Raw genomic sequence first — 25,463 nt, forward strand, 5'->3', positions numbered from 1 at the left:
AACTTAACACTTTATAACAATCTATTTTAACCCTCTTTTTTTATGGATTTTTTAACAAAAAAACTGCCCGATTTCCATGGGACAGTTTACTTTTATCTATATGGTGCCCGAGGCCGGACTCGAACCGGCACGGTATCGCTACCGACGGATTTTGAGTCCGTTGCGTCTACCAGTTTCACCACTCGGGCATTGCTCGATTATTATAGCGTACTTTATTGTGAATTGCAATCTTTTTTTGTAATTTTTTTATAGAAATTTCATAACTGTGAAATATAGCTGTTTGTAAGCAAACATTATCTTTTGCAGACTTAGTTTTTTTGTGCAGCTATTAATGGAAATGGTTCACTTCTGATACAGTGCAATGCTTCTGGCATTTCACTAGATAATGATTTCTAAATCAATTCTGAGTATATTTAGTTATGGCGAATATAAACTAAGCACTTAAGTCGTAGGACTAAGAGGTTGTCCCATCTATATTTACTATATCAATAGGGCAAAATATCGAAAGCTTTCCACCTGCATAGATTGCTGTTTTGCGTTTGACAAAATATAGATGTGCGATATAATAAGTAACGTTTATTTTAATAGCTCAAAATGGTAAAAGGAGAGAGAACTATGAAGGCAGCACAAGAAGTGGATTTAGGAAAAGAAGCAGTAAAAAAATTGTTTTTTATGCTGGCGATTCCGGCGATTCTTTCACAATTGGTCAATGCTTTATATAATATGGTAGATCGTATGTATATTGGTCATATTGCTGATGTTGGTGCAACGGCTTTGACAGGTGTCGGCGTATGCTTTCCAATCATTATGATCATATCTGCCTTTGCACAGCTGGTAGGTACCGGAGGAGCACCAAGAGCATCTATTTTTATGGGGCGAGGGGATGATAAAAGCGCTGAAAAGATTTTGGGCAATTGCTTTACATCTTTATTGCTATGTTCCATCATTTTAACAATCGTTGTTATAGTGTTTCAAAAACCGTTGTTGTTGGCATTTGGCGCTAGTGAAAATACATTGCCATATGCACAGCAATATATGTTTATTTATGCGCTTGGAACTTTGTTTGTACAGATGACTTTAGGGATGAATGCCTTTATTTCAGCGCAAGGTTTTTCCAAAATCAGTATGTTAACTGTTGTTATTGGTGCAATCATTAATATTGTGCTCGATCCTTTATTGATATTTGTGTTGAAGCTAGGTGTTCAGGGTGCGGCATTAGCAACTGTGTTATCACAAGGAATTTCTTGTGTTTGGGTCTTGTGTTTTCTAAATGGATCGAAAACAAGATTGCATTTACATAAAGCTAATATGAGCATTCAAACTAAAATTTTACTTCCTTGTATTGCTTTGGGTACAGCTCCATTCATTATGCAGGCTACCGAAAGTTTATTGGTGTTGTGTTTTAATTCATCTCTTTTGCGTTATGGAGGTGATCTGGCAGTAGGGGCAATGACGATTCTATCAAGTTTGATGCAGTTTGCGATGTTGCCATTAAGCGGATTCACGCAAGGTGCACAGCCGATTATCAGTTATAATTATGGCGCTAATCAGGCGAAGCGCGTAAAACAGGCTTTTCGAATTTTGATGATCAGTTGTTTGAGTTATGCTGCAATCATGTGGTTGATTTGTATGGCGGTGCCACAACTTCCTACTGCTGTTTTCACAAGTGATGTTGCTTTATCTGATATTACCATTTGGGCAATTCGTATTTATATGGCTGGTAGTATCTTGATGGGTGCTCAAATTGCTTGTCAACAAACCTTTATTGCTTTAGGCAATGCAAAAACTTCAGCGTTTCTTGCCCTGTTTCGTAAAATATTGGTGTTAATTCCTTTGATTTATCTTCTGCCAATGTTTTTCACGGATAAGGTGTTTGCGGTGTTTTTGGCAGAACCGATTGCAGATACATTGGCAGTAATGACGACCGTCATATTATTTGTTCGATATTTTAGAAATTTATTACAAGATATGGAAGCTAAAGAAACACATAGCTATGAAGAGTGTGATGCACTTAATGAATATCATGAGTCAATGGAATAGAAAATATGCGATGGTAAGTAACTGTGCGTAATAATGGGTATTGAGCTGCAATATGTGATCCTTAAAAGATATCAGTTATGAAAAGAATAATGTTCGGTTATGAAAGAATAATATAAGAATCGAATGATTCATGATCACGTGTGGCAATGCGAGGATGAACATATATCGGATAAGATTACCATTATTTTATATAATTGAATATGTTTTTCTTTATATGATGAATTGACGTTATATCATTTATTTGTTATTTTATCAAAAACCTTAGTTGGATATGTGTCAAGAAGATGTGTATTATGAAAGAGGATTAAAAGGCAACACGAATGAATATATAGGATAGGTTGTTCGCGTGACAAAAATTGTCGTGTGTTGACTGTGCTTAGCATACGCTTTTTTTATATGTCTTGAACGATATAGTAAAGCGAAAATGAAGATGCATGAAGATAAAAGGGATGAAAATGAAAGGTAAGGGATAATGGGCTGAAGTAAAGGTTTTAAAAAAAGTGAAAAAAATAAAAAATAAGCGTTGACATGAAAGATAAATTGATGTATTATAAACAGGCACTCAACGAGAGTGACGTCCACCAAACAGTGGATGCTATCGGTCTTTGAAAACTGAACAGGAAACGTCAATTTCAATGAAAAAAGAGAAGTAATTCTCGGATAAACAAATAAAGAAAAACGTTAGTAAACGTTTTGAGCTAAATCAAATGGAGAGTTTGATCCTGGCTCAGGATGAACGCTGGCGGCATGCCTAATACATGCAAGTCGAACGAAGTCTTTAGGAAGCTTGCTTCCAAAGAGACTTAGTGGCGAACGGGTGAGTAACACGTAGGTAACCTGCCCATGTGCCCGGGATAACTGCTGGAAACGGTAGCTAAAACCGGATAGGTATGAGGGAGGCATCTTCCTCATATTAAAGCACCTTCGGGTGTGAACATGGATGGACCTGCGGCGCATTAGCTGGTTGGTGAGGTAACGGCCCACCAAGGCGATGATGCGTAGCCGACCTGAGAGGGTGAACGGCCACATTGGGACTGAGACACGGCCCAAACTCCTACGGGAGGCAGCAGTAGGGAATTTTCGTCAATGGGGGGAACCCTGAACGAGCAATGCCGCGTGTGTGAAGAAGGTCTTCGGATCGTAAAGCACTGTTGTAAGTGAAGAATGCCATATAGAGGAAATGCTATGTGGGTGACGGTAGCTTACCAGAAAGCCACGGCTAACTACGTGCCAGCAGCCGCGGTAATACGTAGGTGGCAAGCGTTATCCGGAATCATTGGGCGTAAAGGGTGCGTAGGTGGCACGATAAGTCTGAAGTAAAAGGCAACAGCTCAACTGTTGTATGCTTTGGAAACTGTCGAGCTAGAGTGCAGAAGAGGGCGATGGAATTCCATGTGTAGCGGTAAAATGCGTAGATATATGGAGGAACACCAGTGGCGAAGGCGGTCGCCTGGTCTGTAACTGACACTGATGCACGAAAGCGTGGGGAGCAAATAGGATTAGATACCCTAGTAGTCCACGCCGTAAACGATGAGAACTAAGTGTTGGAGAGATTCAGTGCTGCAGTTAACGCAATAAGTTCTCCGCCTGGGGAGTATGCACGCAAGTGTGAAACTCAAAGGAATTGACGGGGGCCCGCACAAGCGGTGGAGTATGTGGTTTAATTCGAAGCAACGCGAAGAACCTTACCAGGCCTTGACATGGATATAAATGTTCTAGAGATAGAAAGATAGCTATATATCACACAGGTGGTGCATGGTTGTCGTCAGCTCGTGTCGTGAGATGTTGGGTTAAGTCCCGCAACGAGCGCAACCCTTGTCTTCTGTTACCAGCATTAGGTTGGGGACTCAGGAGAGACTGCCGGTGACAAACCGGAGGAAGGTGGGGATGACGTCAAATCATCATGCCCCTTATGGCCTGGGCTACACACGTACTACAATGGCGCCTACAAAGAGCAGCGACACCGCGAGGTGGAGCGAATCTCATAAAGGGCGTCTCAGTTCGGATTGAAGTCTGCAACTCGACTTCATGAAGTCGGAATCGCTAGTAATCGCAGATCAGCATGCTGCGGTGAATACGTTCTCGGGCCTTGTACACACCGCCCGTCAAACCATGGGAGTTGGTAATACCCGAAGCCGGTGGCATAACCGCAAGGAGTGAGCCGTCGAAGGTAGGACCGATGACTGGGGTTAAGTCGTAACAAGGTATCCCTACGGGAACGTGGGGATGGATCACCTCCTTTCTAAGGAGAAAGTACAAAGAAGCAGATATTTCCTGTTCGGTTTTGGAAGACCGAAAGAATCTTCCAAGAGAAGTCGATCTTTGAAAACTGAATAACAGAAAAGACATAACAGAAGGTCTATAACGTAAAAGTTGTAAACAAAATAGATATTCACGAGTATAAAGTTAAACAAACAGTAATACTCAAGCAAACCGAAAGCAAAAACACGAAGAAGTGATTAAGTAAGTAAGGGCGTACGGTGGATGCCTAGGCACTTGAAACTGAAGAAGGACGCAACAAACGGCGAAACGCGACGGGGAGTGGTACGTACACAAAGATCCGTCGATATCCGAATGGGGAAACCCGTCATCTGTAATAGGATGGCATCCATGGATGAATCCATAGTCCATGAGAGAGGTACCCGGAGAACTGAAACATCTAAGTACCCGGAGGAAAAGAAAACAAAAGTGATTTCCTGAGTAGCGGCGAGCGAAAGGGAAGGAGCCCAAACCATCTCTAGAGATGGGGTTGTAGGACCACGATATGGCAAGAGGATTGTTAGGAGAACGGCATTGAAAGGCCGACCGTAGGGGGTGCAAGTCCCGTATCCGAAAACGATGTGAAGCCTAGTGGGATCCTGAGTACGGCGAGACACGAGAAATCTTGTCGGAAGCAGGCGGGACCATCCGTCAAGGCTAAATATAAACAAGTGACCGATAGCGAACCAGTACCGTGAGGGAAAGGTGAAAAGAACCGCGGGAGCGGAGTGAAAGAGAACCTGAAACCGTATGCCTACAAGAAGTCAGAGCCCGTTAAAGGGTGATGGCGTGCCTTTTGTAGAATGAACCGGCGAGTTATGTTATCGTGCGAGGTTAAGCAGGAGATGCGGAGCCGAAGCGAAAGCGAGTCTTAATAGGGCGAGAGTACGATGACATAGACCCGAAACCGTGTGATCTAGCCATGACCAGGTTGAAGTTCAGGTGAAACTGAATGGAGGACCGAACCGACCCCCGTTGAAAAGTTGGCGGATGAGTTGTGGCTAGGGGAGAAATTCCAATCGAACACGGATATAGCTGGTTCTCCCCGAAATAGCTTTAGGGCTAGCGTCGAGGCTTAGTCATGTGGAGGTAGAGCACTGAATGTACGATGGCCCCATCCCGGGGTACTGAGTATAATCAAACTCCGAATGCCATAAGATATGCCCGGCAGTCAGACCGTGGGTGATAAGGTCCATGGTCAAAAGGGAAACAGCCCAGACCGCCAGTTAAGGTCCCAAAATGCATGCTGAGTGGAAAAGGATGTGGGGATGCACAGACAACTAGGAGGTTGGCTCAGAAGCAGCCACCCTTCAAAGAGTGCGTAACAGCTCACTAGTCGAGTGACCCTGCGCCGAAAATGTACCGGGGCTAAGCATGCTACCGAAGCTGCGGATTTGTAGGAATACAAGTGGTAGGGGAGCGTTCTATGCAGCGTAGAAGCCATATCGTGAGGAGTGGTGGAGCGCATAGAAGTGAGAATGCCGGTGTGAGTAGCGAGATGTAGGTGAGAATCCTACACACCGATAGCCCAAGGATTCCAGGGGAAGGTTCGTCCGCCCTGGGTAAGTCGGGACCTAACGCGAGGCCGAAAGGCGTAGTGGATGGAAAACAGGCAGATATTCCTGTACCCGCGATGGAAATGAAGGAATGACGGAGAAGGTAAGTATGACCCACTAAATGGATTGTGGGCGAAGCGTATAGCAGGATGGCAGTGAAATGCGTCATCAGGATGTAAAGCGTGAAAGGTAAGGGAACGCCCAAGGGCAAGTACCGAAGCATATGTAGCCAGCTTCCAGGAAAAGTTTCTAGTATATTCCATAGCGGCCCGTACCAAAACCGACACAGGTGGGCAAGGAGAGGATCCTGAGGTGAGCGAGAGAACTGTTGCCAAGGAACTCGGCAAAATGACTCCGTAAGTTAGCGAGAAGGAGTGCTTATGAAAGTAAGCCGCAGTGAAGAGGCCCAAGCGACTGTTTAACTAAAACACAGCTCTCTGCAAAGTCGCAAGACGAAGTATAGGGGGTGACGCCTGCCCGGTGCTGGAAGGTTAAGAGGATTTGTCAGTAGCGATACGAAGCAATGAATTGAAGCCCCAGTGAACGGCGGCCGTAACTATAACGGTCCTAAGGTAGCGAAATTCCTTGTCAGGTAAGTTCTGACCCGCACGAAAGGCGTAACGATTTGGGCGCTGTCTCGGCAGCAGACTCGGTGAAATCTTAGTACCTGTGAAAATGCAGGTTACCCGCAACTAGACGGAAAGACCCCATGGAGCTTTACTGCAGCCTGATATTGAGTTTCGATCAGAGATGTACAGGATAGGTGGGAGACAAAGAGACATGCACGCCAGTGTATGAGGAGTCGCTGTTGGGATACCACTCTTGTCTGATTGGAATTCTAACCTGCATCCCTAAGCGGGATGAGGGACCGTGTCAGGTGGGCAGTTTGACTGGGGCGGTCGCCTCCCAAAGAGTAACGGAGGCGCCCAAAGGTACGCTCAGATTGGATGGAAATCAATCGACGAGTGCAAATGCAGAAGCGTGCTTGACTGCGAGACAAACAGGTCGAGCAGGGACGAAAGTCGGGATTAGTGATCCGGCGGTGCCGAATGGAAGGGCCGTCGCTCAACGGATAAAAGCTACCCTGGGGATAACAGGCTGATCTCGCCCAAGAGTTCACATCGACGGCGAGGTTTGGCACCTCGATGTCGGCTCATCGCATCCTGGAGCTGAATTCGGTTCCAAGGGTTGGGCTGTCCGCCCATTAAAGCGGTACGCGAGCTGGGTTCAGAACGTCGTGAGACAGTTCGGTCCCTATCTGTTGTGGGCGAAGGAGATTTGAGGAGAGCTGTCCTTAGTACGAGAGGACCGGGATGGACCTACCGCTGGTGCACCGGTTGTTCCGCCAGGAGCATAGCCGGGTAGCTAAGTAGGGAAGGGATAAGCGCTGAAAGCATCTAAGCGCGAAGCCTACTCCAAGATGAGATCTCCCATTCGCAAGAAGTAAGACCCCTTGAAGACGACGAGGTAGATAGGTCAGGGATGGAAGCATAGCGATATGTGAAGTTGACTGATACTAATAGGTCGAGGACTTAATCACAAGAAATGTTTGGACTGTTATTCAGTTTTGAGGGAGAGACCTCAAGCGATCTGGTGATGAAAGCGAAGTGGACACACCTGTACTCATCCCGAACACAGAAGTTAAGCACTTCAGCGGCGACAATAGCTGGACGAGCTCCAGTAAAGATAGCACGTTGCCAGGTAGGAAGACCTGTTCTGAGAAGGACAGGTTTTTTTCTATATAGAGAAAGAAACCTAAACACATTCCTTATGTGAGGAACCCCTTCTCATATTATTATGAGTTTGCAATATAAAAAATTTGAACGGTATTGATTTAAGTTTTCAAATGAGAGTTAGAAGATTATTCAATGATCATTGGTAAATAGTTATTTAACAAATAGAAAAAAGATTCCCCATGAGGAATCTTTTTGAGACTATCTTATAGTGAATGGATTATTTACAAGTAGCTCCCTGTTTTTCTGCTTGTTTTACAGTGTTTTTCAAAGACATGTCCGTATCACTACCAAAGCCAAATTTCTTCAGTGAACTGCTGTCTGTCTTTGTGAAATCCATATTGATTTTTACAACAATATCTTTATCCTTAAAGTCGAAAGATACTTTCATACCATCATCTTCTTTAATTCCCAAAGATGATTCTAACTGTGTCTGCATCATTTTTTTCTGATCATCAGACAGTGTACTAAGATCAACACCACCTAAAGCAGAAGCAGGTACCGTTACATTCATGTCAGCAGTTTTGATTTCATCATCTTTTGCGTTGAATGTTGCAGCTAACGTCATACCATTTTGTGTAATACTGCAAGTTTTTGATTCTGATTTGTTACCACTTCCGCCACATCCGGCTAATAAAGTGACAACACATAAGCAAGCTAATAATTTTTTCATACGTTTTTTTCTCCTCGTCTTCATAGTAACATAAATATTCTATCATAAGATTTTTATGTGTTAGTATTTTAACATAATTTCACATACTGTACAATCTATTTTAATGTTTATCTGGAAAACTCGTAAAAAATAACCAAATTTTATGATAGTTTGTCAGAAAATTTATATCTTACAAGGATGACTGGCTTTTTCGCGTTTAATGTGGTATAACTTTCATTGAAATCCTTAATATATAAAGATAAAAGAAATGGTGATGAAAATGGCACAAAAGGTATTATTAGGTTTATCAGGCGGCGTGGATTCTGCCGTTGCCGCTTATATTTTAAAAGAGCAGGGTTATGATGTAACCTGTGCATTCATGCGCAATTGGGATTCATTTGCCAATAATGATATTATGGGAAATCCTACGATTCAAGATGATGTATGCCCGCAGGAGCAGGATTACCTTGATGCAAAAGCTGTCGCAGATAAGCTAGGACTTCCTTTATTGCGGGTGGATTTTGTAAAGGAATATTGGGATAATGTATTTACGTATTTCTTGGATGAATATCAAAAAGGGAGAACACCCAATCCAGATATTTTATGCAATAAATATATCAAGTTTGATGCATTCATGAAATATGCCAGAAAACTGGGGTTTGATATTTTAGCAACGGGACATTATGCACAGGTGGAACACACACCTTTATATAGCCGTATGTTACGTGGCGCTGATTCAAATAAAGATCAGACATATTTTCTTTGCCAGGTTTCTCAAGATGCATTAGCACACGCATTATTCCCAATCGGTAATTTGAATAAAGCAGAAGTTCGTGTAATTGCACAGAAACTTGAATTAGAAAGTGTAGCTACTAAGAAAGATTCTACGGGTATTTGTTTTATTGGAGAACGTAATTTTAAAGAGTTTTTACAAAATTATTTACCAAGTCAAGATGGTGATATCGTTGATATTCATTCATTAGAAGTAATTGGTCGTCATATCGGGGTTTTATATTATACGATAGGGCAGCGAAAAGGATTAGGTATTGGTGGTAATAAAGGCCCATGGTTTGTAGTAGGTAAGGATGTACATAAAAACATTCTGTATGTGACCAATGGAAATGAAAAAGACTGGTTATATTCTACTAGTTGCATTGTATCTGGCGTGAATTGGCTGCGCCCGCATAAACCAGAAAACGAATATGCATGTACTGCAAAATTCCGCTATCGTCAACAAGATCATGAGATATCTTTACAGTTTATTGATGAAACAACCGTTCTTGTATGCTATCCACAAGGTGTGGCTAGTGTTACCTGTGGACAAGAAGCTGTCTTTTATGATGGTCAAGAATGCTTAGGCGGTGGTGTCATTGAAGAGGTTTTCTGTGATGGTATCAGTATGCAGAAAAAAATAGAGGAGCATGTAGCCCATGGAAAAAACTAATATGAAACATCTTTCCTCTACGCGCTGTATCCTTTTATTACTTTTCTATTTTGTTGGTTATACGTATTTGTTACCACGGATATTAACGGTTTTAACCTTAATGGTGGATCCGCAAGCAACAACCTTTAACATTCCTATTTCCGTTGTGTCTTATGTCATGATTATGGTTTTTGTTATTTGGGTCGCAAAGCCGATTTGGCTGGATTCCATTTTACAATTCAAAGCGAATTGGAAAAAATATTTACCTATGATTTTTGCACTTGTATTTCTTACGGTTATGGCAAATTATATATTAAATATCTTGGTAAGTATCATCACTCAGACAGGGGATAGTGAAAATCAAAAAGTTATTGCCGAGAACGCTATTGTTGCTCCGGCTTTTACGATTTTTTCTAGTGTGATCTTTGCGCCGATCGTTGAAGAAACCATTTTTCGTGGTGGTGTTTTTACATGTTTACGCTCACGTGTATCTTTCAGTTGGGCAATGTTGATCAGCTCCTTTCTCTTTGGCTTTATCCATATCATGGATTCTCTTATCGAAGGGAATTTCACGGATGTGACATATCTGTTTCTATATACTGGTATTGGTCTTGTTTTAGCTTATGGGTATGAAAAAAGCAATTCCATTATCGTTAGTACAGGGGTACATATGTGCAACAATATTCTTGCTATCCTTTCTTTGTTTTTAACATTATAATGTAAGGAGGCCATAATGGAAGAAGAACTGATTTTAGAGGCAAAACTGCTGCATACGATATTTTATAATGAGGCAAATGGATATGCTGTTGGTAAATTTATAACCTATGATGCGAATGAAGAAGATTTTATCGCTACAGGTTTCTTTCGAGAATTACAGGAAGAAGTTATTTACCGTCTACATGGCAGTTATGTAGATCATCCTCGTTATGGTATGCAGTTTCAGGTAAAAGCATATGAAAAAGTCATGCCACAGGATGATGAGAGTTTAATTCGTTTTTTTGCAAGTTCTTTATTCCCGGGCATTGGAAAACAGAGCGCTAAGCTCTTAGTAGAGACTTTAGGGCCAAATGTCATTGAACGAATCAAAGAGGATGAGCAAGTCTTATTACAGATACCATCCTTTACGCCTAAAAAACGCCAAGTTATTTTAGATGGAATTCATGAACATGATGATGTTGATGATACGACTTTTTTCTTTACTCGTTTTGGTATCAGTGTCCGCAATATCATGAAATTTGAGGCAAAGTATGGGCAAGAGGCGGTTGCCCTTATTAAAGAAAACCCTTATCGCTTGATTGAAGAAATTGATGGTATAGGTTTTAAGACTGCTGATAAATTAGCACAGGAGCTATCTTTTGGATTAAATCATCCCTACCGTATCAAAGCTGCTATATTGTCTATGATATTGGAGATGTGCATGGCGAGTGGCGATACTTTTGTGACTACTGAGGATTTGACAAAGCGTGTTGAAAAAGAGTTTAAAGATGTAGATTTGTCTTCTTACTTAGATGAATTGGCAAAAGAATTTCTCATACATAGAGAAGAGGAGCGAATCTATCACCATACACAGTATGATAGTGAAACAGGTATTGCTGCTTTTTTGGCAATGTTTCCTTTTGAAGAACAAGAACCAACTTTAAAAGAAGAACTCATGCAAGACATGGAAGAGTTGGAACAAACATTACACATACAATATGAGGAGAGACAGAAAGAATCCATTCTTACGTTTTTTGCGCATTCCTTTTCAATTTTGACAGGAGGACCTGGTACTGGTAAAACAACGATTGTCCAAGGTGTTTTAACGCTTTATAAACAGCATTATCCAAATGATGTAATTGCTGTATGTGCACCAACAGGAAGAGCTGCTAAACGTTTGAGTGAGCTTTGTGGTTGTAATGCTACTACGATTCATAGTTTATTGCGTTGGGATTTAGAATCGAATACCTTCTTGGTGAATGAAAAAGAACCATTGCAATGTGATTTGCTGATCATTGATGAGTTCAGCATGGTGGATCAATGGTTGTTTTATAATCTTTTAAAAGCTTCAAAACTAGTAAAGAAAATCTTGATCATCGGAGATGAGGATCAATTGCCAAGTGTTGGATGTGGTAGCGTATTAAAAGATCTGATTGCTTGTGAACAATTTGCCGTCACTCGCTTGCATAAAATATTTCGTCAAAGTGAGGGAAGTGATGTGATTGCGCTTGCTCATGAAATACGAGAAGAACAGATTACAGTATTAGATTATGCTAAAGACATTGCCTTTTTTGATGCGCAGAATTATGAAGTGCGTGACTTGGTTGTTCGTATTGTTGCCAATGCTTTAGAAAAAGGCTATGAATCAAAGGATATTCAGGTGTTAGCTCCAAAGTATGGAGGGGTAGCCGGAATTGATGCTTTGAATAATGCTTTACAAAAAATGATGAATCCTTCAACAGCTCATAAACGAGAACTAAAAGTTGGCTATCGCATCTTTCGTGTGGGTGATAAGGTCTTGCAACTGAAAAATCAGCCCGAAGATGAGGTGTATAATGGTGATATTGGAGAAATTGTAGATATCGCTTATGCTTCTGAAAGTGTAGGACAGAAGCATCAATTACTTGTTGATTTTGATGGTATCATGGTGGAATATAGCAATGAACAGCTATATAATATTACCCATGCATTTTGTATTTCCATTCATAAAGCACAAGGCAGTGAATATCCCATTGTTATCTTGCCAATTGTTTCAGAATATGCCTATATGATGAGCAAGCGCTTATTATATACCGCAGTTACTAGGGCGAAGAAAAGTCTTGTTTTATTGGGAGAGCGTGATATGTTACATAAAGCGGTAACACGCAAAGAACGTCATCAGCGTAATAGCACCTTAGAAATGCGAATTCGCAAATTGTTTCATGCATAACTTCATCAAAGCTTACCATACTAGATGTGTAAGAAGGAGTGATACGCATGAACAAATGTTTAGGTGCTGCCGTTATGGGATTTTTAATGGGTTTATATCTTGGCTATATGAAAGATGAGGAAATTGAGGATCTTTGTCATCAGTCAAAAAAAGCTGAGAAGAAAATGAAAAAGAATTACCATAAGGCGATGGATCAAATTTGTGATTGTATGGATTTGGATTAACCCCACGAATGGGGTTTTTCTTTTATGAAACAACGATATGAACGAATATTGTTTCATGCGAAACAGCTTCTTCCTTGCTTAGCATGTATCTTTCTTTTGCTATTAATTATTAAACAATTGGCATTAGATGCATGGTTAGCTGCTATTTATCGTGCTTTTTTACCTATTCTAAGTGGTGTATTATTAGCTTTTTTCCTTCAGCCAATCATTGATCGAGTACAACAAAAATTTTCTTTAAAGGTCAGTGTAATGTTAGTTTATATTGGCTTGTTGGCGATTCTAGGTGCATTTTTAGCTGTTTTATTACCTTTGTTGTATCAACAGGCGCTCGAGTTGGCACAACTTGTCCCACGATGGCTGCAACAGTTGGAAGGCTTTTTAAAACAACATCATATTGCGTATGACAATTTGAAAACGCTAAAGCAAAATTATATGCAGGAAGGGTATATAATAGCAATAGATTCAGCAAAAAGTGTCATTGACACTTTAACGGACTATGGTATTGCGTATATTATTGCGTTCTTTATTTCCATCGATATGGATTTTTGGAAACGTACAGCAAAGAAAATAGTACCAAATGTAACACGGGTTGCGACTTTTTATCATACGCTGAGCAATATCATTTATCAATATTTGGCAGGCACCATGCTAGATCTTTTATTCATTATTGTCAGTGTCGGGATTGTCTTAAGTCTTTATCGTTTTCCAAATGCTTTACTCTATGCTATGATTTTGGCATTGTTAAATTTATTTCCTTATGTTGGAGCTACTTTAGGGCTTATCTTAATAGCAGCCGTAGCAGCTTTACATTATGACCATTACCCATGGATGATGTTTTTCATCGTCTGGAGTATTCAACAGATAGAATCTAATATTATCCAGCCTTTGATCTTTAATCGCACTATGAACGTACGACCGCTGTTAACGTTTGTCTTTATTTTTATATCGGATGCTTTTTTTGGTGTCATAGGTGTGATATTATCCCCTATTTTTGCGGCTGTAGCCCAAATCGTTTTCCGCAGCTATCTGCATTCGAAAACAAGTGATAAGGTAGGAGAATGGGAAGACATCTGGCGAGATTTTGATGAAGTGATGGCAGAGGAGACAATACCATGATATTTGCGATGGTAGTATGCAGTGACGAAATTCATGATGAATGATAATCGTGTGAGAATGGCTTGCGTGTAAAATAAGAATTTGTTATAATAGCGAAGGAATAAAAAAGCGTAGAAGAAGAGGAGTACATCCCTGCTGCGGCATAGAGAGAAAACGGAAGGTGGAAGTTTTCGTGTCAGGATGGATGGAAGGCTGCTTTGGAGCTTTTCGCGAGAACATCGGCGTTAACGATGATAAGTAAGGTGTGCTTTCAGTGAAAGTGAACCGGGATGGTACCGCGTAATGATGATTGCGTTCCTGGATAAGGAACGTTTTTTTATGCTTAAGGAGGAAGTTGACATGAAAAATTTAACAGGTAACCAGATACGACAACTGTTTCTTGATTACTTTAAGAAACATGGACACATGATTGAACCAGGCGCTAGTCTGATTCCTCACAATGATCCTACTTTGTTATGGATCAATGCCGGAGTTGCGGCGTTAAAGAAATATTTTGATGGAACAGTGAAACCGGAATGTCCAAGAATTGCCAATGCTCAGAAATCTATTCGTACAAATGATATTGAAAATGTTGGTAAGACGGCACGTCATCACACCTTTTTTGAAATGCTCGGTAATTTTTCAATTGGGGATTACTTTAAAAAAGAGGCAATTCATTTTGCTTGGGAATTTTTAACTAGTGAAGAGTATATTGGTTTTGATAAAGATCGTTTGTATATCACGGTGTATATTGATGATGAAGAAGCATATGATATTTGGACAAACGAAATTGGTGTGGATCCTTCGCACATCTTAAAAACAGCGGATAACTTTTGGCAAATCGGAGAAGGACCATGTGGACCGGATACGGAAATCTTCTATGATCGTGGGGAAGCATATGATCCAGAAGGACTGGGTGAAAAACTGTTTTTTGAAGAGATGGAAAATGACCGCTATATTGAAGTCTGGAATAATGTCTTTTCTCAGTTTGATGCCAAAGAAGGAGTTGCACGCAAGGATTATAAAGAATTGCCACAGAAAAACATTGATACCGGTATGGGATTAGAGCGTTTGACCTGTTTGGTGCAAAATGGTGAAACTAATTTTGATACCGATTTATTCTTGCCGCTTATTCATGCATGTGAACAATATACGTCCATGCGTTATGAAGATGCTGAAAACAAAATGGCGTTTCGTGTTATAGCGGATCATATCCGTACCGTGACCTTTGCGTTAGCGGATGGTGCATTATTCGCCAATGAAGGACGTGGCTATGTGTTACGCCGTGTCTTACGCCGAGCTGTTCGTTTTGGCAGAAAATTGAAAATTGAAGGTGCCTTTATGTATAAGCTGGTACCGGTTGTTTATGAAATCATGAAAGACTTTTATCCATATATCGAAGAAAAAATTGATTATATTGAAAAACTGGTAAAAGCTGAGGAAGAACGTTTCCATGCTACACTGGCAGATGGTGAAAAATTATTGCTGGATGTTATGGAAAAAAATAAAGATAATAAGTTATTGGATGGTGTGACGGCTTTTAAGTTGTATGACACCTATGGGTTCCCATTAGAATTGACATGCGAGATAGCAGAAGAAAGTGGATATCAAGTAGATGTGCAAGGCTTTGATGAAGAGATGAAAAAACAGCGCGAGCGTGCCCGCAATGCTCGTGAAGATGTGGAATCTATGTCTAGTCAGTCAGCAGATTTAATGGCCTTTACACAAGATAGTAAGTTTATCGGTTATGATGAAAGAACATGTGATGCACAGGTCATAGCTTTATTTAAAGATGGTAAGCAAGTGGATGCTATATCTGATGAAGGCGATATCATCTTAGACACAACCGTCTTTTATGCGGAAAGTGGAGGCCAGATAGGGGACAGTGGCAGCTTTATGGGGGATGCATTAGGCCGTATTGTCAATACTGTGAAAGCACCACATAAACAGCATTTACATAAGGTTGTTATAGAAGAAGGATGTTTGCATGTTGGCAGCAAGCTGCAACTGGCAGTGGATAATAAAAAACGTGATATTATCACCAGCAATCACTCTTGTACACATTTATTACAAAGTGCTTTGAAGAAAGTTGTTGGAAATCATATTCAACAAGCTGGTAGTTTTGTCAGTGATGAATATCTACGCTTTGACTTTACACACTTTGAAAAGGTAAGTGTGCAGCAGTTAAAGGAAATTGAACAACTGGTAAACCGCTTTATCAGTGAACATCATCCTGTAAGTAAGGTGGAAATGCCGATTGAAGAAGCAAAGCAAAGCGGAGCTACCGCATTGTTTGATGAAAAATACGGGGATGTTGTCCGGGTTGTTACAATGGGCGATGTGTCAAAAGAATTCTGTGGTGGCTGTCATGTAAATAACACACAGGAAATTGGTATATGCAAGATTATCTCTGAGGAAAGTATTGGTAGCGGTATCCGCCGTATTACGGCAAAGACAGGCTATAGTGCTTATGAAGACTTTGCTGCGGAAGAAAAGACACTGCGTCATATAGCAGATGATCTGAAGATGAAGAGTATTGTCAATGTAGATACGAAAGTAGAACAAGTGTTGCATGAAAATGCGCAGCTGAAAAAGGAATTGGCTGCTTTGCAAAGTGAGATGTTCACACTGAAGGCGAATGAATTGATCCATGAGGTGAAAGAGTGCAATGGTCGTCATGTATTGATCAAACGCATGGATGGTGCTGACGCTAATGCGTTAAAAGATATCGCTAGTACCATCAAAGCACAAAAAGAACATGTAATAGTCTTTTTAGCAAGTGTTTGCAACGATAAGGTTGTATTTGTTGCTGGCGCAGATAAATTGGCTGTGGCTGATGGTATTAAGTGTGGCGATTTGGTAAAAGAGGCAGCAATGCTTTGTGATGGCAAAGGCGGAGGAAGAGCAGATCTTGCGCAGGCCGGTGGCAAAGATGTGACGAAAGTGGATGAAGCCGTGGAATTCATTAAAAATAAACTGTCTTAGGGTTTCAATTTTATAGAAAATAGGATAAAATGAAAGAAAGATAAAAAAAGGAGGTAATACGATGAGAGATATTACAGAGACGATGTCTTTTAAATCAGATGATTTAAAGCGTGACAATATCAAGCATGTATTACGTGTCGTGAAGGAAGCGTTGGATGAGCGTGGCTATAATTCGGTGAACCAGCTGGCCGGATATCTTATCAGCAATGATCCTGCATACATTTCTTCCCATAACAATGCCCGCAGCATTATCCAAAGCGTAGAGCGCTATGAAATTATTGAAGAGTTAGTGCGCGCTTATCTGGAAGATGATCAGCATTGATGCGAATCTTAGGACTTGATCTTGGTTCACGTACATTGGGGGTCAGTGTGAGTGATGCCTTAGGGATGATAGCACGTCCCGTCGAAACCATACGTTTTGAACAGGATGATTATGATTCCGCTTTGACGCAGATAAAAAAATACATCGATGAATTTCAGGTAAAAAAGGCAGTGCTGGGATTGCCTAAGCATATGAATGGAGATGTCGGTATTCGCGGGGAGATTTCCATCATGTTTAAAGAAAAACTAGAAACCTTAGGTGTGGAAGTGATACTTTGGGATGAACGTTTGACAACTGTTGCAGCTGAACGCATTCTTATCAGTGCAGATGTATCCCGCAAGAAGCGCAAGAAAGTTATTGATCAGATGGCTGCTGTTCAGATTTTACAAGGCTATCTAGATAGAAATCATCAGGGGCTGTAAAAGCCCCTTTCTACAGGAGGATATAATGTTAGAAACAAATACGATGTTTGTCACAGATGAAAGTGGCAATGAAAAAGAAATGGAAATTTTATTCACATTTGAAGATGAGGAAAAAGGACGCAAATATGTAGTGTTTGCGGATCCTGAAGATGAAGGAGAAGAGGTTTTTGCCTCTGCTTATGATGATGAAGGCAATCTGATGCCGGTTGAAACAGATGAGGAATGGCAGATGATCGAAGAAGTGATAGGAGCGTTCCAAGAAGATGAAGGCGCTGAAGAATAAGAAGATTCTGATACCTGCCATCCTTGTTATTATCTGTTTGGTTATTGGTGTCACAGCCTTTTCTATGTATACCGCAAAGCTAAAAGCTCCATCAACCACACCAGAAAAAGTCATCTTTGAAGTAAAAGAAGGCGAAGGTAATGCGTCTGTATTAGACAAGTTGGAAAAAGCTGGATTGATACAGGATGTACAGGCAGCAAAGCTGTGCATGAAACTGCAAGGCTTGAATGACATCAAATTTGGTGTCTTTACATTGGATCGTTCTTGGGATACAGAAACGATTTTAGAAAACTTGAATGATGTTAAAAAAGCAAAGCAAAATGAAGTGATGATTACGTTTAAGGAAGGTATGTGGGCGAAAGATATTGCACAGTCATTGCAACACAAGCTAGGTGTAAATGCAAAGAATTTGTTAAAACTGTGGAATGATGATACCTATCTTAAAGAACTTATGAAGACATATCCTTTTTTGACAAAGGATATCTTAAACGATAAGACACGAGTGAAACTGGAAGGCTATTTGTTCCCGGAAACGTATACGTTTGCAAAGGATGCGGATGAAAAGGAAATTACCAAAACATTTTTGGATCATTTTCAAAAAATCTATCAGAAATATGAAAAGGATATTGTTTCCAGTAAATTCACTATGCATGAAATCCTAACTCTTGCCAGTATGGTTCAATATGAGGCAAGTACGAAAGAGGATATGCAATTGATTGCCGGTGTTTTCTTTAATCGCTTAGATAAAGATATGATGTTACAATCCAGTGTTACCGTATGTTATGCATTGTATGATGATCTAACAAGTGGAGAAGACTGTGAAGTGAATCCGGATATTGATTCCTTATACAATACATATAAGTATAAAGGCTTACCGATCGGTCCGATTTTAAATCCGGGAGAAGATGCAATACAAGCCGTTTTGCATCCGACAAAGAGTGATTATCTGTATTTTGTTGCGGATGTATATGGCGATGGTAAAGTTCATTATGCGAAATCTTATGAGGAACAGTTACAGAATCAAGAAAAGTTCCATTTGAATAAATAAGAAGGTGTATGTGATGAAAAAAACGATTGTAATCGGAATAGCCGGAGGCAGTGCTTCAGGTAAAACATCGATTTCACAGCAGTTGAAAGATCGTTATGAGAACACTCAGTCCGTCGTCATTATCCGACAGGATGATTATTATAAAGATCAAAGCGAGAAGACGATGGAAGAGCGTGTAAAAACGAATTACGATCATCCTTTTGCTTTCGACAATGCTTTATTAGTAAAACAGTTGAAAGAGCTGACTATGGGCAAGGCTATAGAAAAACCAACCTATGATTTTGTTCAACATACCCGCTCGCATAGCATTGAGCATATAGAACCAAGTGATGTTATTGTCATTGAAGGACTGTTTGTTTTGGAAAACGAAGATTTACGTAATTTATGCGATATTAAGATTTTTGTTGATACTGATGCAGATATTCGTTTTATACGTCGCTTGTTGCGTGATGTAAAACAGCGAGGCAGGACATTAGAGTCAGTTGTTGAACAATATACAAGTACGGTAAGAGATATGCATAATCTGTTCATTGAACCAAGCAAACGCTATGCAGATGTCATCATCCCAGAAGGGGGTCACAATATGGTGGCGATTGATTTGTTGATGACGAAAATAAGTAGTATTATTCAGGAAAACGTGGTATAATACCATGTGACGATAGGAGTGAAAATATGGCAGACGAAAAGTTTTATGTAACCAAAGAAGGGTTAGATGAACTCTTAAAGGAACAGGATAATCTGATCCATGTAGTACGTGATGAAGTCATTTTAGAATTACAGGAAGCTCGTGCACAGGGTGACCTTAGTGAAAATGCCGATTATGATGCTGCTCGTGACCATCAGGCACGTGTAGAAGCTAGAATTCGTGAGCTTGAAGCAATGATTGCCAATGCCGAAATCATTGAAGGCGATAAAGAAACAAGTAGTAAAACAGTAGGTTTAGGTTCTACCGTAACAATTAAAGATCTTTCTAGTGAGGAAGAGGAAACGTATACGATTGTTGGTTCTATAGAAGCTGATCCACTAAATGGAAAATTGTCCAATATTACCCCTTTAGCAGTTGCTTTGTTGGATAATAAGCTGGGTGATATTGTTGAGGTTTCTAATGTGGAAGAACCTTATAAGGTTAAAATCGTTAATTTGAAGTAATCGATGTATGAAAAAGCAGGTTTTCTGCTTTTTTTCTGCTATTTTAGTACTGCAAAAAAGATGATTCATTTATGTTTTATAAAAGAATTTAAGCGTATAGGAACGTTTTGATAATAATGCTATTTCTATATTATACTATTGAAAGATTGAGAATACCTGTTTTAGATATACGGGTATCTTTTTTATAATTTATTACGGAAAAAGCCTGTTTGTGTCGTATAGCTAAATGGAGGGATCTATATGAAAAAGACAGGTATCTTTTTTAGTGTTTTATTTTTCTTGTTTTATTATGAACGTTATGAAGTCATAGATGTTCGTAATTATCAAAGTGCTGTAAAAAGTGTGGAAGTGAAAGGTGAAGTACAGCATCCAGGTGTCTACCAATTAGAGCGTCATGCGAATGTGGAAAAAGCCATAAAAGCAAGTGGAGGATTAACCAAGCAAGCAGATATCAGTGGTTTAAATCTGACTATGGATATAGAACATCACGGTGTTCTTGTTGTACCCTCAAAACATAGGATCACAAAGATTTCCATCAACGCCGCAACGCTAGAAGAGTTGGACACTTTGCCGGGGATTGGTCCTTCGATTGCACAGCGTATCGTTGAATATCGAAAACAAATGCCTTTTCAGACTTTAGAGGATTTGAAACAGGTAAAGGGAATTGGGGATAAATTGTTTGATAAAATAAAGGAGCATATTTGTTTATGAAGGGCATATGGTTATGTATTGGCTGTATTGTCCTTATATTTAGCTGGCTGCCCGTATACAGCAGTTTCTTCTTTCTGGTGGGTGCTCTATGGTTTCTTCATAAACGATTTCATCGAGGAGAAATCATATGTCTGGTGTTTTGTTTGCTGGTATTTGTAAGAATTCAGCGTTTGTCTGATGTGCATGAAATTTCTTCTCGTATCGTGAAGATACAAGAAATCAAACAAGGATATATGATTGGGGCTAACAAAGAGGGAAGATTTTTACTATATGGATTGAAAAAGGTATCTTTTGATGATGTAGTAGAATTGCGTGGAACTTATGAGAAAATCGATAGTATACATAATTTGGGACAGTTTCATTTTGCGACATGGGCAAAACGTAAAGGAATGGTATATTGTATGAATGTAAAAAGTTATACTCTTATCAAAGAAGGGACTACGTTACGTCATCGATTATATGCCAATATTGAAACAAAAGATGTTGCGATTCAGCAATTTTTAAAAGCCATGCTGTATGGTATTCATGAAGAAGAAGTATCTTTTTTATTGCTATCCAGTGGTATGCATATTGCTTTTTTATCACGGTTTCTTACAAAGCGAATGGCACGCAAATGGGGATTTGCCAAAGCCCATAGGCTTACACTTCTTTTAATGATGGGGATGAGTTATCTTACTGTTTTATCTTCCTCTATCTTACGCGTAGTTTGCTTTTCGCTTATCTCTGGCCTTTTTACCAATTTTGATGAGAAAGATACGCTTGGTATATCAATGATTTTTACCATTTTGTTAGCGCCTTCTATGGCCTATGAGGTTGCTTTACTGATTCCTGTATGTTTTCGCCTGGTTTTTATGTTTCATGTCGCAAAGCGTAATAAAAAAATAGTTGGCATGTTGGTGCTTTTTCCAGCACAGATGTGGTTTTATCATACATGTGATCCGCTGCAAATGGCTCTGTTTTCCTTTCTGCGTAAAGTCTATGCTATTCTCTATGTACTGGCATGGCTGCTTATCCTACCGGCAACAGAATACCTGTTTTTGCTGATACAATGGATGTTAGCAGCATTGCGCCTAATACAGCAGATTTCTTATCCGTTGTATGGCAGTGTATCTATCCTTTGGTTAATTTTATGGTGTTTATCAGCAATGCGGTATATTTCCTATGTACATTGGAAGGATAGTCTTACCCTATGTTTGCTTCTTGTTATATTTTTTATACGTCCCTACCTTTCGCCGTTTGCTTCGGTTACGATGCTGGATGTTGGACAAGGCGATTGTACGCTTATTATTACTCCCTATCACAAAGAAGTTATCTTGATTGATGTTATGGGACATAAAAAGAAAAATATTCCAAAAGAGATTATTGTTCCGTATTTGCATGCCCAAGGGATTTATCATCTTGATAAGATCATTGTGACACATGCCGATATGGACCATAGTGGTGGTGTTGCACAGTTGCAAGAATTAATGCATGTTGATGAAATTATCGATCATAAACAGCTGGCAAAACAACAGGAAACACCATGGATGAAGTTTTTTCTTTTAGATTATGAGGGTGAAGATGAAAACGATAATAGTATTGTTACGATGCTGCGTCTGTATGATACCTCCTTTTTATTTATGGGTGATCTAGGTATAAAAGGCGAACAAAAATTATTGCAGCTATATCCTAAATTAGAGGCGGATGTCGTAAAGATAGGGCATCACGGCAGTAAGACTAGTTCTGCAACAGCTTTTTTACATCAAGTGCATCCAGCCCTTGCACTAATATCCAGTGGCCGACATAATTTTTATGGACATCCTCATCAAGAAGTGTTGGATGCTATGGAAAAAGAAGGTATCTTACCACTTATAAGTGCAAGACATGGTGGGGTTACAATAAAAATTTGTAAATATTTTCGTTTTTTCAAGACGGCTGAGCAGCAATTTGGTATAATATTACCTAGGTGATAAGCATGAATTATGTCTTGTATGGAGAAGAACAGTTTCGTTTGAAAAAAACATTGCAAACGATCATCAAAGAATATATAGCAGATGGCGATGAATTAAATACCGTTCAATACGATGCCTTGCAATGTGATCTGGAAACGATCCTAGAGGATGCTATGACGATTCCTTTTTTCTCTGCCTATAAGATTATTCTTGTTTATCATGCAAATTTTTTATCCGCTGCCAATGATACAGGAATTGATCCCAATGGATTAGAAAATTATGTGAAACAACCGATGGAAAGTACGGTGTTAATTCTGATTGGTGATTTCGCGAAATTAGATACACGCAAAAAAATCATTAAGCTGATTCAAAAAAATTGGAAGGTATTAGAATTTCGCAAGCTGGATGATCTCGGTAAGCAAAGTTGTGTGAAAGAGGAAATACAGCGCCGACAGTTGCATGTAGATGCACAGGCCATGCAAGAATTATTGAAACGATTACCACTGGATATGGAAACCATTCATTCTGCATTTGATAAATTGCAGCTTTATGGTGGTGATATCACGCAGGATGTGGTTGCTCATTTAGTAGCCAGACCGTTAGAAGAGGATGTTTTTGAGTTGGTCAATGCGGTGGTGGAGCAGGATGTTCGTAAAGCCTTTCGCATTTGGTGCGATTTGTGTGTCGTTAATACCGATGCCATTTATCTGATTGCCCTGTTAGCATCTCAATTTCGTTTTCTGTTTGAAGTAAAAACCTTGATGATGCAAGGGGAATCCAAAGATGGGATCAAAGATATATTACATGCACATCCATACCGTATAAAATTAGCTATGCAGAGTGTGCAGAATTTATCCGCTTCTTATCTGATGAGCATGTTGGCAAAGTTAGCAACACTGGATCAGAAATTAAAAGGCGGTTTACTGGATAAAAAAATGGGATTTGAAATGTTTTTATTAGAATTGCAAGGAGCTTAATATGAAGTCATTAAAAGAACTATATCGGATTGGTCCAGGACCATCCTCCTCACATACATTAGGACCACAGCGTGCCTGCCGTTTATTTCAGAAACGTTATCCTATGGCACATCATTATGAAGTTGAACTCTATGGTTCTTTATCCTTGACGGGAAAGGGACATTTAACAGATGCTATCATTATGGAAACGATGAAACCTAAAGCATGTTTGGTGTTTTTCAAGAATAAAAAAGATTTAAAGCATCCCAATACCATGCGCTTGATTGCTTTTGATGAAAAGAATCAGGAAATTGGGGATATGATTGTGTATTCAATTGGTGGTGGAGCAATTCGTGTTGAAGGAGAAACAAGTAATGAAGGAAAGGATGTTTATCCGCATCATTTTCTAAAAGATATTTTAGAATATTGTGAAGCCCATGCAATGGAATTATGGGAGTATGTCAATATGTTTGATCCCTTAGGTGATTATATGGATAAGATCATGGATCAGATGATCAAAACGGTTGATGGTGGTTTACAGAAAGAAGATGTCTTACCAGGCGATCTGCATTTAAAACGGATAGCAAAAGAATTAAAGGAACAGGCAGATGAATGCAAAAGTGCTGTGGAAAAAGAAAAATTATTGTTGTGTGCATATGCATATAGTGCCAGTGAGGAAAATGCTGGTGGCAGTATTACCGTTACGGCACCAACGCTAGGCAGCAGTGGTATCTTACCTTCTTTGGTATACTATTACCATAAAAATTTGGGGTATTCCCGTGAATGCATTCGTAATGGTTTGAAAATTGCTGGTTTATTCGGCAATTTAATTAAGGAAAATGCGACGATATCTGGTGCACAAGGAGGATGTCAGGCAGAAATTGGTGCTGCTGTTTCAATGGGGGCGGCTATGGTGGCATATTTTCGCGGAGGAAGCAGTTCCCAAATAGAATATGCGGCAGAAATCGGCATTGAACATCATCTTGGTTTAACCTGTGATCCTGTCGGCGGATATGTTATGATTCCTTGTATTGAACGTAATGCTGTAGGAGTTCTTAGAGCAATGGATGCAGCTATTTTAGCGCAAAGCATCTGTAATGTCAGAGAACATAAGGTCAGCTTTGATATGGTCGTAAACACCATGAATTATACTGGACGCAAGATTGCTTTAGAATTAAAGGAGACAAGTCTTGGCGGTTTAGCAAGCGTCGTACCGATTCGTTAAGAAAGGAAGTGCTTTAAGATGAAGTCACTGATTGTTTATTCCAGTGCTACTGGAAACACTCGAAAATTAGCAGAAGTATTTGCTAATGAAATCGAAGATGCAGAATTACTGAGTATTCAAGATGTCAAAGTATCCATGTTAAAAAACTTTGATATGCTTTATTTAGGTTATTGGGTGGATAAAGGTGATTTAGATGCAGCCAGCGCAAAGTTGGCAGAGCATGTGCAAAATGCTAAAATTGTCTTATTTGGCACATTAGGGGCTGCTGATAATTCCGAGTATTATACCATGGTCAAACGACGCATTGAAACGCATTTTCAAGATGCCAAACTGTATGGGCATTTCTTATGCCAGGGGAAAGTACAAGAATCTGTGATTGCACGTTATCGTCAAATGATAAAAGAACATCCCGATGATGTACATATGCAGGAACAGCTTAAAAATTATGAGAAGGGAAGAACTCATCCAGATGAAACGGATTTACAAAAAGCCCGCGATTTTGTCCGTTCCATCACCTAAAATTCCATATGAAGATGGCTTTTAT

At 39.8% G+C, this 25,463-nt stretch carries 19 protein-coding genes, 1 tRNA gene, 3 rRNA genes and 1 other annotated feature; of the genes, 21 read left to right on the top strand and 2 right to left on the bottom strand.

The annotated features are described in order from the left end of the window. Positions 1-101: 101 nt before the first annotated feature. Positions 102-188: transfer RNA gene (locus KJS44_RS06405), tRNA-Leu, on the bottom strand. A 427-nt stretch (positions 189-615) separates the two neighbouring features. Between KJS44_RS06405 and KJS44_RS06410 the strand changes: the two genes are divergently transcribed. From KJS44_RS06410 to rrf, 4 genes are all read left to right on the top strand, one after another. Beyond that, on the top strand, positions 616-2,040 hold the full coding sequence (locus KJS44_RS06410; protein ID WP_008688747.1) for an MATE family efflux transporter: 1,425 nt from the start codon (positions 616-618) through the stop codon (positions 2,038-2,040). A gap of 704 nt (positions 2,041-2,744) precedes the next feature. Further along, positions 2,745-4,282, top strand: a 16S ribosomal RNA gene (locus tag KJS44_RS06415). A gap of 215 nt (positions 4,283-4,497) precedes the next feature. Next, positions 4,498-7,395 (top strand): 23S ribosomal RNA (locus tag KJS44_RS06420). Positions 7,396-7,444: 49 nt separating this feature from the next. After that, a 5S ribosomal RNA gene (rrf, locus tag KJS44_RS06425) occupies positions 7,445-7,558 on the top strand. Together the 16S, 23S and 5S rRNA genes form the textbook arrangement of a ribosomal RNA operon. A 250-nt stretch (positions 7,559-7,808) precedes the next feature. Here the strand turns inward: rrf and KJS44_RS06430 are convergent. After that, positions 7,809-8,261, bottom strand: coding sequence for a DUF1307 domain-containing protein (locus tag KJS44_RS06430; protein WP_008688746.1), 453 nt, complete (start codon positions 8,259-8,261; stop codon positions 7,809-7,811). 259 nt (positions 8,262-8,520) lie between these two features. Here KJS44_RS06430 and mnmA point away from each other — a divergent pair, with 259 nt between their 5' ends. From mnmA to bilS, 17 genes are all read left to right on the top strand, one after another. Then, complete coding sequence (gene mnmA / locus KJS44_RS06435; RefSeq protein WP_008688744.1) at positions 8,521-9,684, top strand: tRNA 2-thiouridine(34) synthase MnmA; 1,164 nt, start codon at positions 8,521-8,523, stop codon at positions 9,682-9,684. Further along, complete coding sequence (locus tag KJS44_RS06440) at positions 9,671-10,381, top strand: CPBP family intramembrane glutamic endopeptidase (protein ID WP_008688742.1); 711 nt, start codon at positions 9,671-9,673, stop codon at positions 10,379-10,381. Before mnmA ends, KJS44_RS06440 begins: the two co-directional genes overlap by 14 nt. 15 nt (positions 10,382-10,396) lie before the next feature. After that, on the top strand, positions 10,397-12,568 hold the full coding sequence (recD2, locus tag KJS44_RS06445; protein ID WP_008688739.1) for an SF1B family DNA helicase RecD2: 2,172 nt from the start codon (positions 10,397-10,399) through the stop codon (positions 12,566-12,568). A gap of 47 nt (positions 12,569-12,615) precedes the next feature. Continuing rightward, positions 12,616-12,792 carry a hypothetical protein gene (locus tag KJS44_RS06450; protein WP_008688737.1) on the top strand — a complete coding sequence of 59 codons (177 nt, stop codon included), beginning with the start codon at positions 12,616-12,618 and terminating at the stop codon, positions 12,790-12,792. 24 nt (positions 12,793-12,816) lie between these two features. Then, on the top strand, positions 12,817-13,908 hold the full coding sequence (locus KJS44_RS06455; protein ID WP_008688736.1) for an AI-2E family transporter: 1,092 nt from the start codon (positions 12,817-12,819) through the stop codon (positions 13,906-13,908). Positions 13,909-14,010: 102 nt separating this feature from the next. After that, positions 14,011-14,210, top strand: a binding site (T-box leader). Continuing rightward, positions 14,191-16,872: an alanine--tRNA ligase gene (gene alaS, locus KJS44_RS06460; RefSeq protein WP_008688733.1), complete on the top strand. Its 2,682-nt coding sequence runs from the start codon at positions 14,191-14,193 to the stop codon at positions 16,870-16,872. (Overlaps the previous feature by 20 nt.) A gap of 61 nt (positions 16,873-16,933) precedes the next feature. Further along, a complete protein-coding gene (locus tag KJS44_RS06465) occupies positions 16,934-17,194 on the top strand; it encodes an IreB family regulatory phosphoprotein (protein WP_008688731.1) in 261 nt (86 codons plus the stop codon). Next, positions 17,194-17,616 (top strand): Holliday junction resolvase RuvX, encoded by a 423-nt coding sequence (ruvX, locus tag KJS44_RS06470; protein WP_008688729.1) that lies wholly within the window; start codon positions 17,194-17,196, stop codon positions 17,614-17,616. Before KJS44_RS06465 ends, ruvX begins: the two co-directional genes overlap by 1 nt. A 25-nt stretch (positions 17,617-17,641) precedes the next feature. Next, positions 17,642-17,899: a DUF1292 domain-containing protein gene (locus tag KJS44_RS06475; RefSeq protein WP_008688727.1), complete on the top strand. Its 258-nt coding sequence runs from the start codon at positions 17,642-17,644 to the stop codon at positions 17,897-17,899. Next, a complete protein-coding gene (gene mltG, locus KJS44_RS06480) occupies positions 17,880-18,947 on the top strand; it encodes an endolytic transglycosylase MltG (RefSeq protein WP_008688726.1) in 1,068 nt (355 codons plus the stop codon). Before KJS44_RS06475 ends, mltG begins: the two co-directional genes overlap by 20 nt. 13 nt (positions 18,948-18,960) lie before the next feature. Further along, positions 18,961-19,593, top strand: coding sequence for a uridine kinase (gene udk, locus KJS44_RS06485; protein ID WP_008688724.1), 633 nt, complete (start codon positions 18,961-18,963; stop codon positions 19,591-19,593). Positions 19,594-19,619: 26 nt separating this feature from the next. Then, a complete protein-coding gene (gene greA / locus KJS44_RS06490) occupies positions 19,620-20,096 on the top strand; it encodes a transcription elongation factor GreA (RefSeq protein ID WP_008688722.1) in 477 nt (158 codons plus the stop codon). 240 nt (positions 20,097-20,336) lie between these two features. Further along, the gene (locus tag KJS44_RS06495) at positions 20,337-20,807 is read left to right on the top strand and encodes a helix-hairpin-helix domain-containing protein (protein WP_008688720.1); all 471 of its coding nucleotides are present in this window, start codon (positions 20,337-20,339) and stop codon (positions 20,805-20,807) included. Beyond that, complete coding sequence (locus KJS44_RS06500; RefSeq protein ID WP_008688718.1) at positions 20,804-22,756, top strand: ComEC/Rec2 family competence protein; 1,953 nt, start codon at positions 20,804-20,806, stop codon at positions 22,754-22,756. Before KJS44_RS06495 ends, KJS44_RS06500 begins: the two co-directional genes overlap by 4 nt. Positions 22,757-22,761: 5 nt before the next feature. Further along, positions 22,762-23,715, top strand: a complete 954-nt coding sequence (gene holA / locus KJS44_RS06505; RefSeq protein WP_008688716.1) for a DNA polymerase III subunit delta — start codon at positions 22,762-22,764, stop codon at positions 23,713-23,715. A 1-nt stretch (position 23,716) separates the two neighbouring features. Continuing rightward, entirely contained in the window at positions 23,717-24,919 is a 1,203-nt protein-coding gene (locus KJS44_RS06510; RefSeq protein ID WP_008688715.1) for an L-serine ammonia-lyase, iron-sulfur-dependent, subunit alpha, read from the top strand. 18 nt (positions 24,920-24,937) lie between these two features. Continuing rightward, positions 24,938-25,438, top strand: a complete 501-nt coding sequence (bilS, locus tag KJS44_RS06515; RefSeq protein WP_008688714.1) for a flavodoxin family protein BilS — start codon at positions 24,938-24,940, stop codon at positions 25,436-25,438. Positions 25,439-25,463 lie beyond the last annotated feature (25 nt).

It is taken from the genome of Longicatena caecimuris (assembly GCF_018406465.1).
In the GTDB taxonomy this organism is placed as follows: Bacteria; Bacillota_I; Bacilli_A; order Erysipelotrichales; family Erysipelotrichaceae; genus Longicatena; species Longicatena caecimuris.

Coding starts and splice junctions, on each gene's coding strand:
- KJS44_RS06410 (WP_008688747.1), top strand. CDS start 616: ATGAAGGCAGCACAAGAAGTGGATTTAGGAAAAGAAGCAGTAAAAAAA.
- KJS44_RS06430 (WP_008688746.1), bottom strand. CDS start 8,261: ATGAAAAAATTATTAGCTTGCTTATGTGTTGTCACTTTATTAGCCGGA.
- mnmA (WP_008688744.1), top strand. CDS start 8,521: ATGGCACAAAAGGTATTATTAGGTTTATCAGGCGGCGTGGATTCTGCC.
- KJS44_RS06440 (WP_008688742.1), top strand. CDS start 9,671: ATGGAAAAAACTAATATGAAACATCTTTCCTCTACGCGCTGTATCCTT.
- recD2 (WP_008688739.1), top strand. CDS start 10,397: ATGGAAGAAGAACTGATTTTAGAGGCAAAACTGCTGCATACGATATTT.
- KJS44_RS06450 (WP_008688737.1), top strand. CDS start 12,616: ATGAACAAATGTTTAGGTGCTGCCGTTATGGGATTTTTAATGGGTTTA.
- KJS44_RS06455 (WP_008688736.1), top strand. CDS start 12,817: ATGAAACAACGATATGAACGAATATTGTTTCATGCGAAACAGCTTCTT.
- alaS (WP_008688733.1), top strand. CDS start 14,191: ATGATGATTGCGTTCCTGGATAAGGAACGTTTTTTTATGCTTAAGGAG.
- KJS44_RS06465 (WP_008688731.1), top strand. CDS start 16,934: ATGAGAGATATTACAGAGACGATGTCTTTTAAATCAGATGATTTAAAG.
- ruvX (WP_008688729.1), top strand. CDS start 17,194: ATGCGAATCTTAGGACTTGATCTTGGTTCACGTACATTGGGGGTCAGT.
- KJS44_RS06475 (WP_008688727.1), top strand. CDS start 17,642: ATGTTAGAAACAAATACGATGTTTGTCACAGATGAAAGTGGCAATGAA.
- mltG (WP_008688726.1), top strand. CDS start 17,880: ATGAAGGCGCTGAAGAATAAGAAGATTCTGATACCTGCCATCCTTGTT.
- udk (WP_008688724.1), top strand. CDS start 18,961: ATGAAAAAAACGATTGTAATCGGAATAGCCGGAGGCAGTGCTTCAGGT.
- greA (WP_008688722.1), top strand. CDS start 19,620: ATGGCAGACGAAAAGTTTTATGTAACCAAAGAAGGGTTAGATGAACTC.
- KJS44_RS06495 (WP_008688720.1), top strand. CDS start 20,337: ATGAAAAAGACAGGTATCTTTTTTAGTGTTTTATTTTTCTTGTTTTAT.
- KJS44_RS06500 (WP_008688718.1), top strand. CDS start 20,804: ATGAAGGGCATATGGTTATGTATTGGCTGTATTGTCCTTATATTTAGC.
- holA (WP_008688716.1), top strand. CDS start 22,762: ATGAATTATGTCTTGTATGGAGAAGAACAGTTTCGTTTGAAAAAAACA.
- KJS44_RS06510 (WP_008688715.1), top strand. CDS start 23,717: ATGAAGTCATTAAAAGAACTATATCGGATTGGTCCAGGACCATCCTCC.
- bilS (WP_008688714.1), top strand. CDS start 24,938: ATGAAGTCACTGATTGTTTATTCCAGTGCTACTGGAAACACTCGAAAA.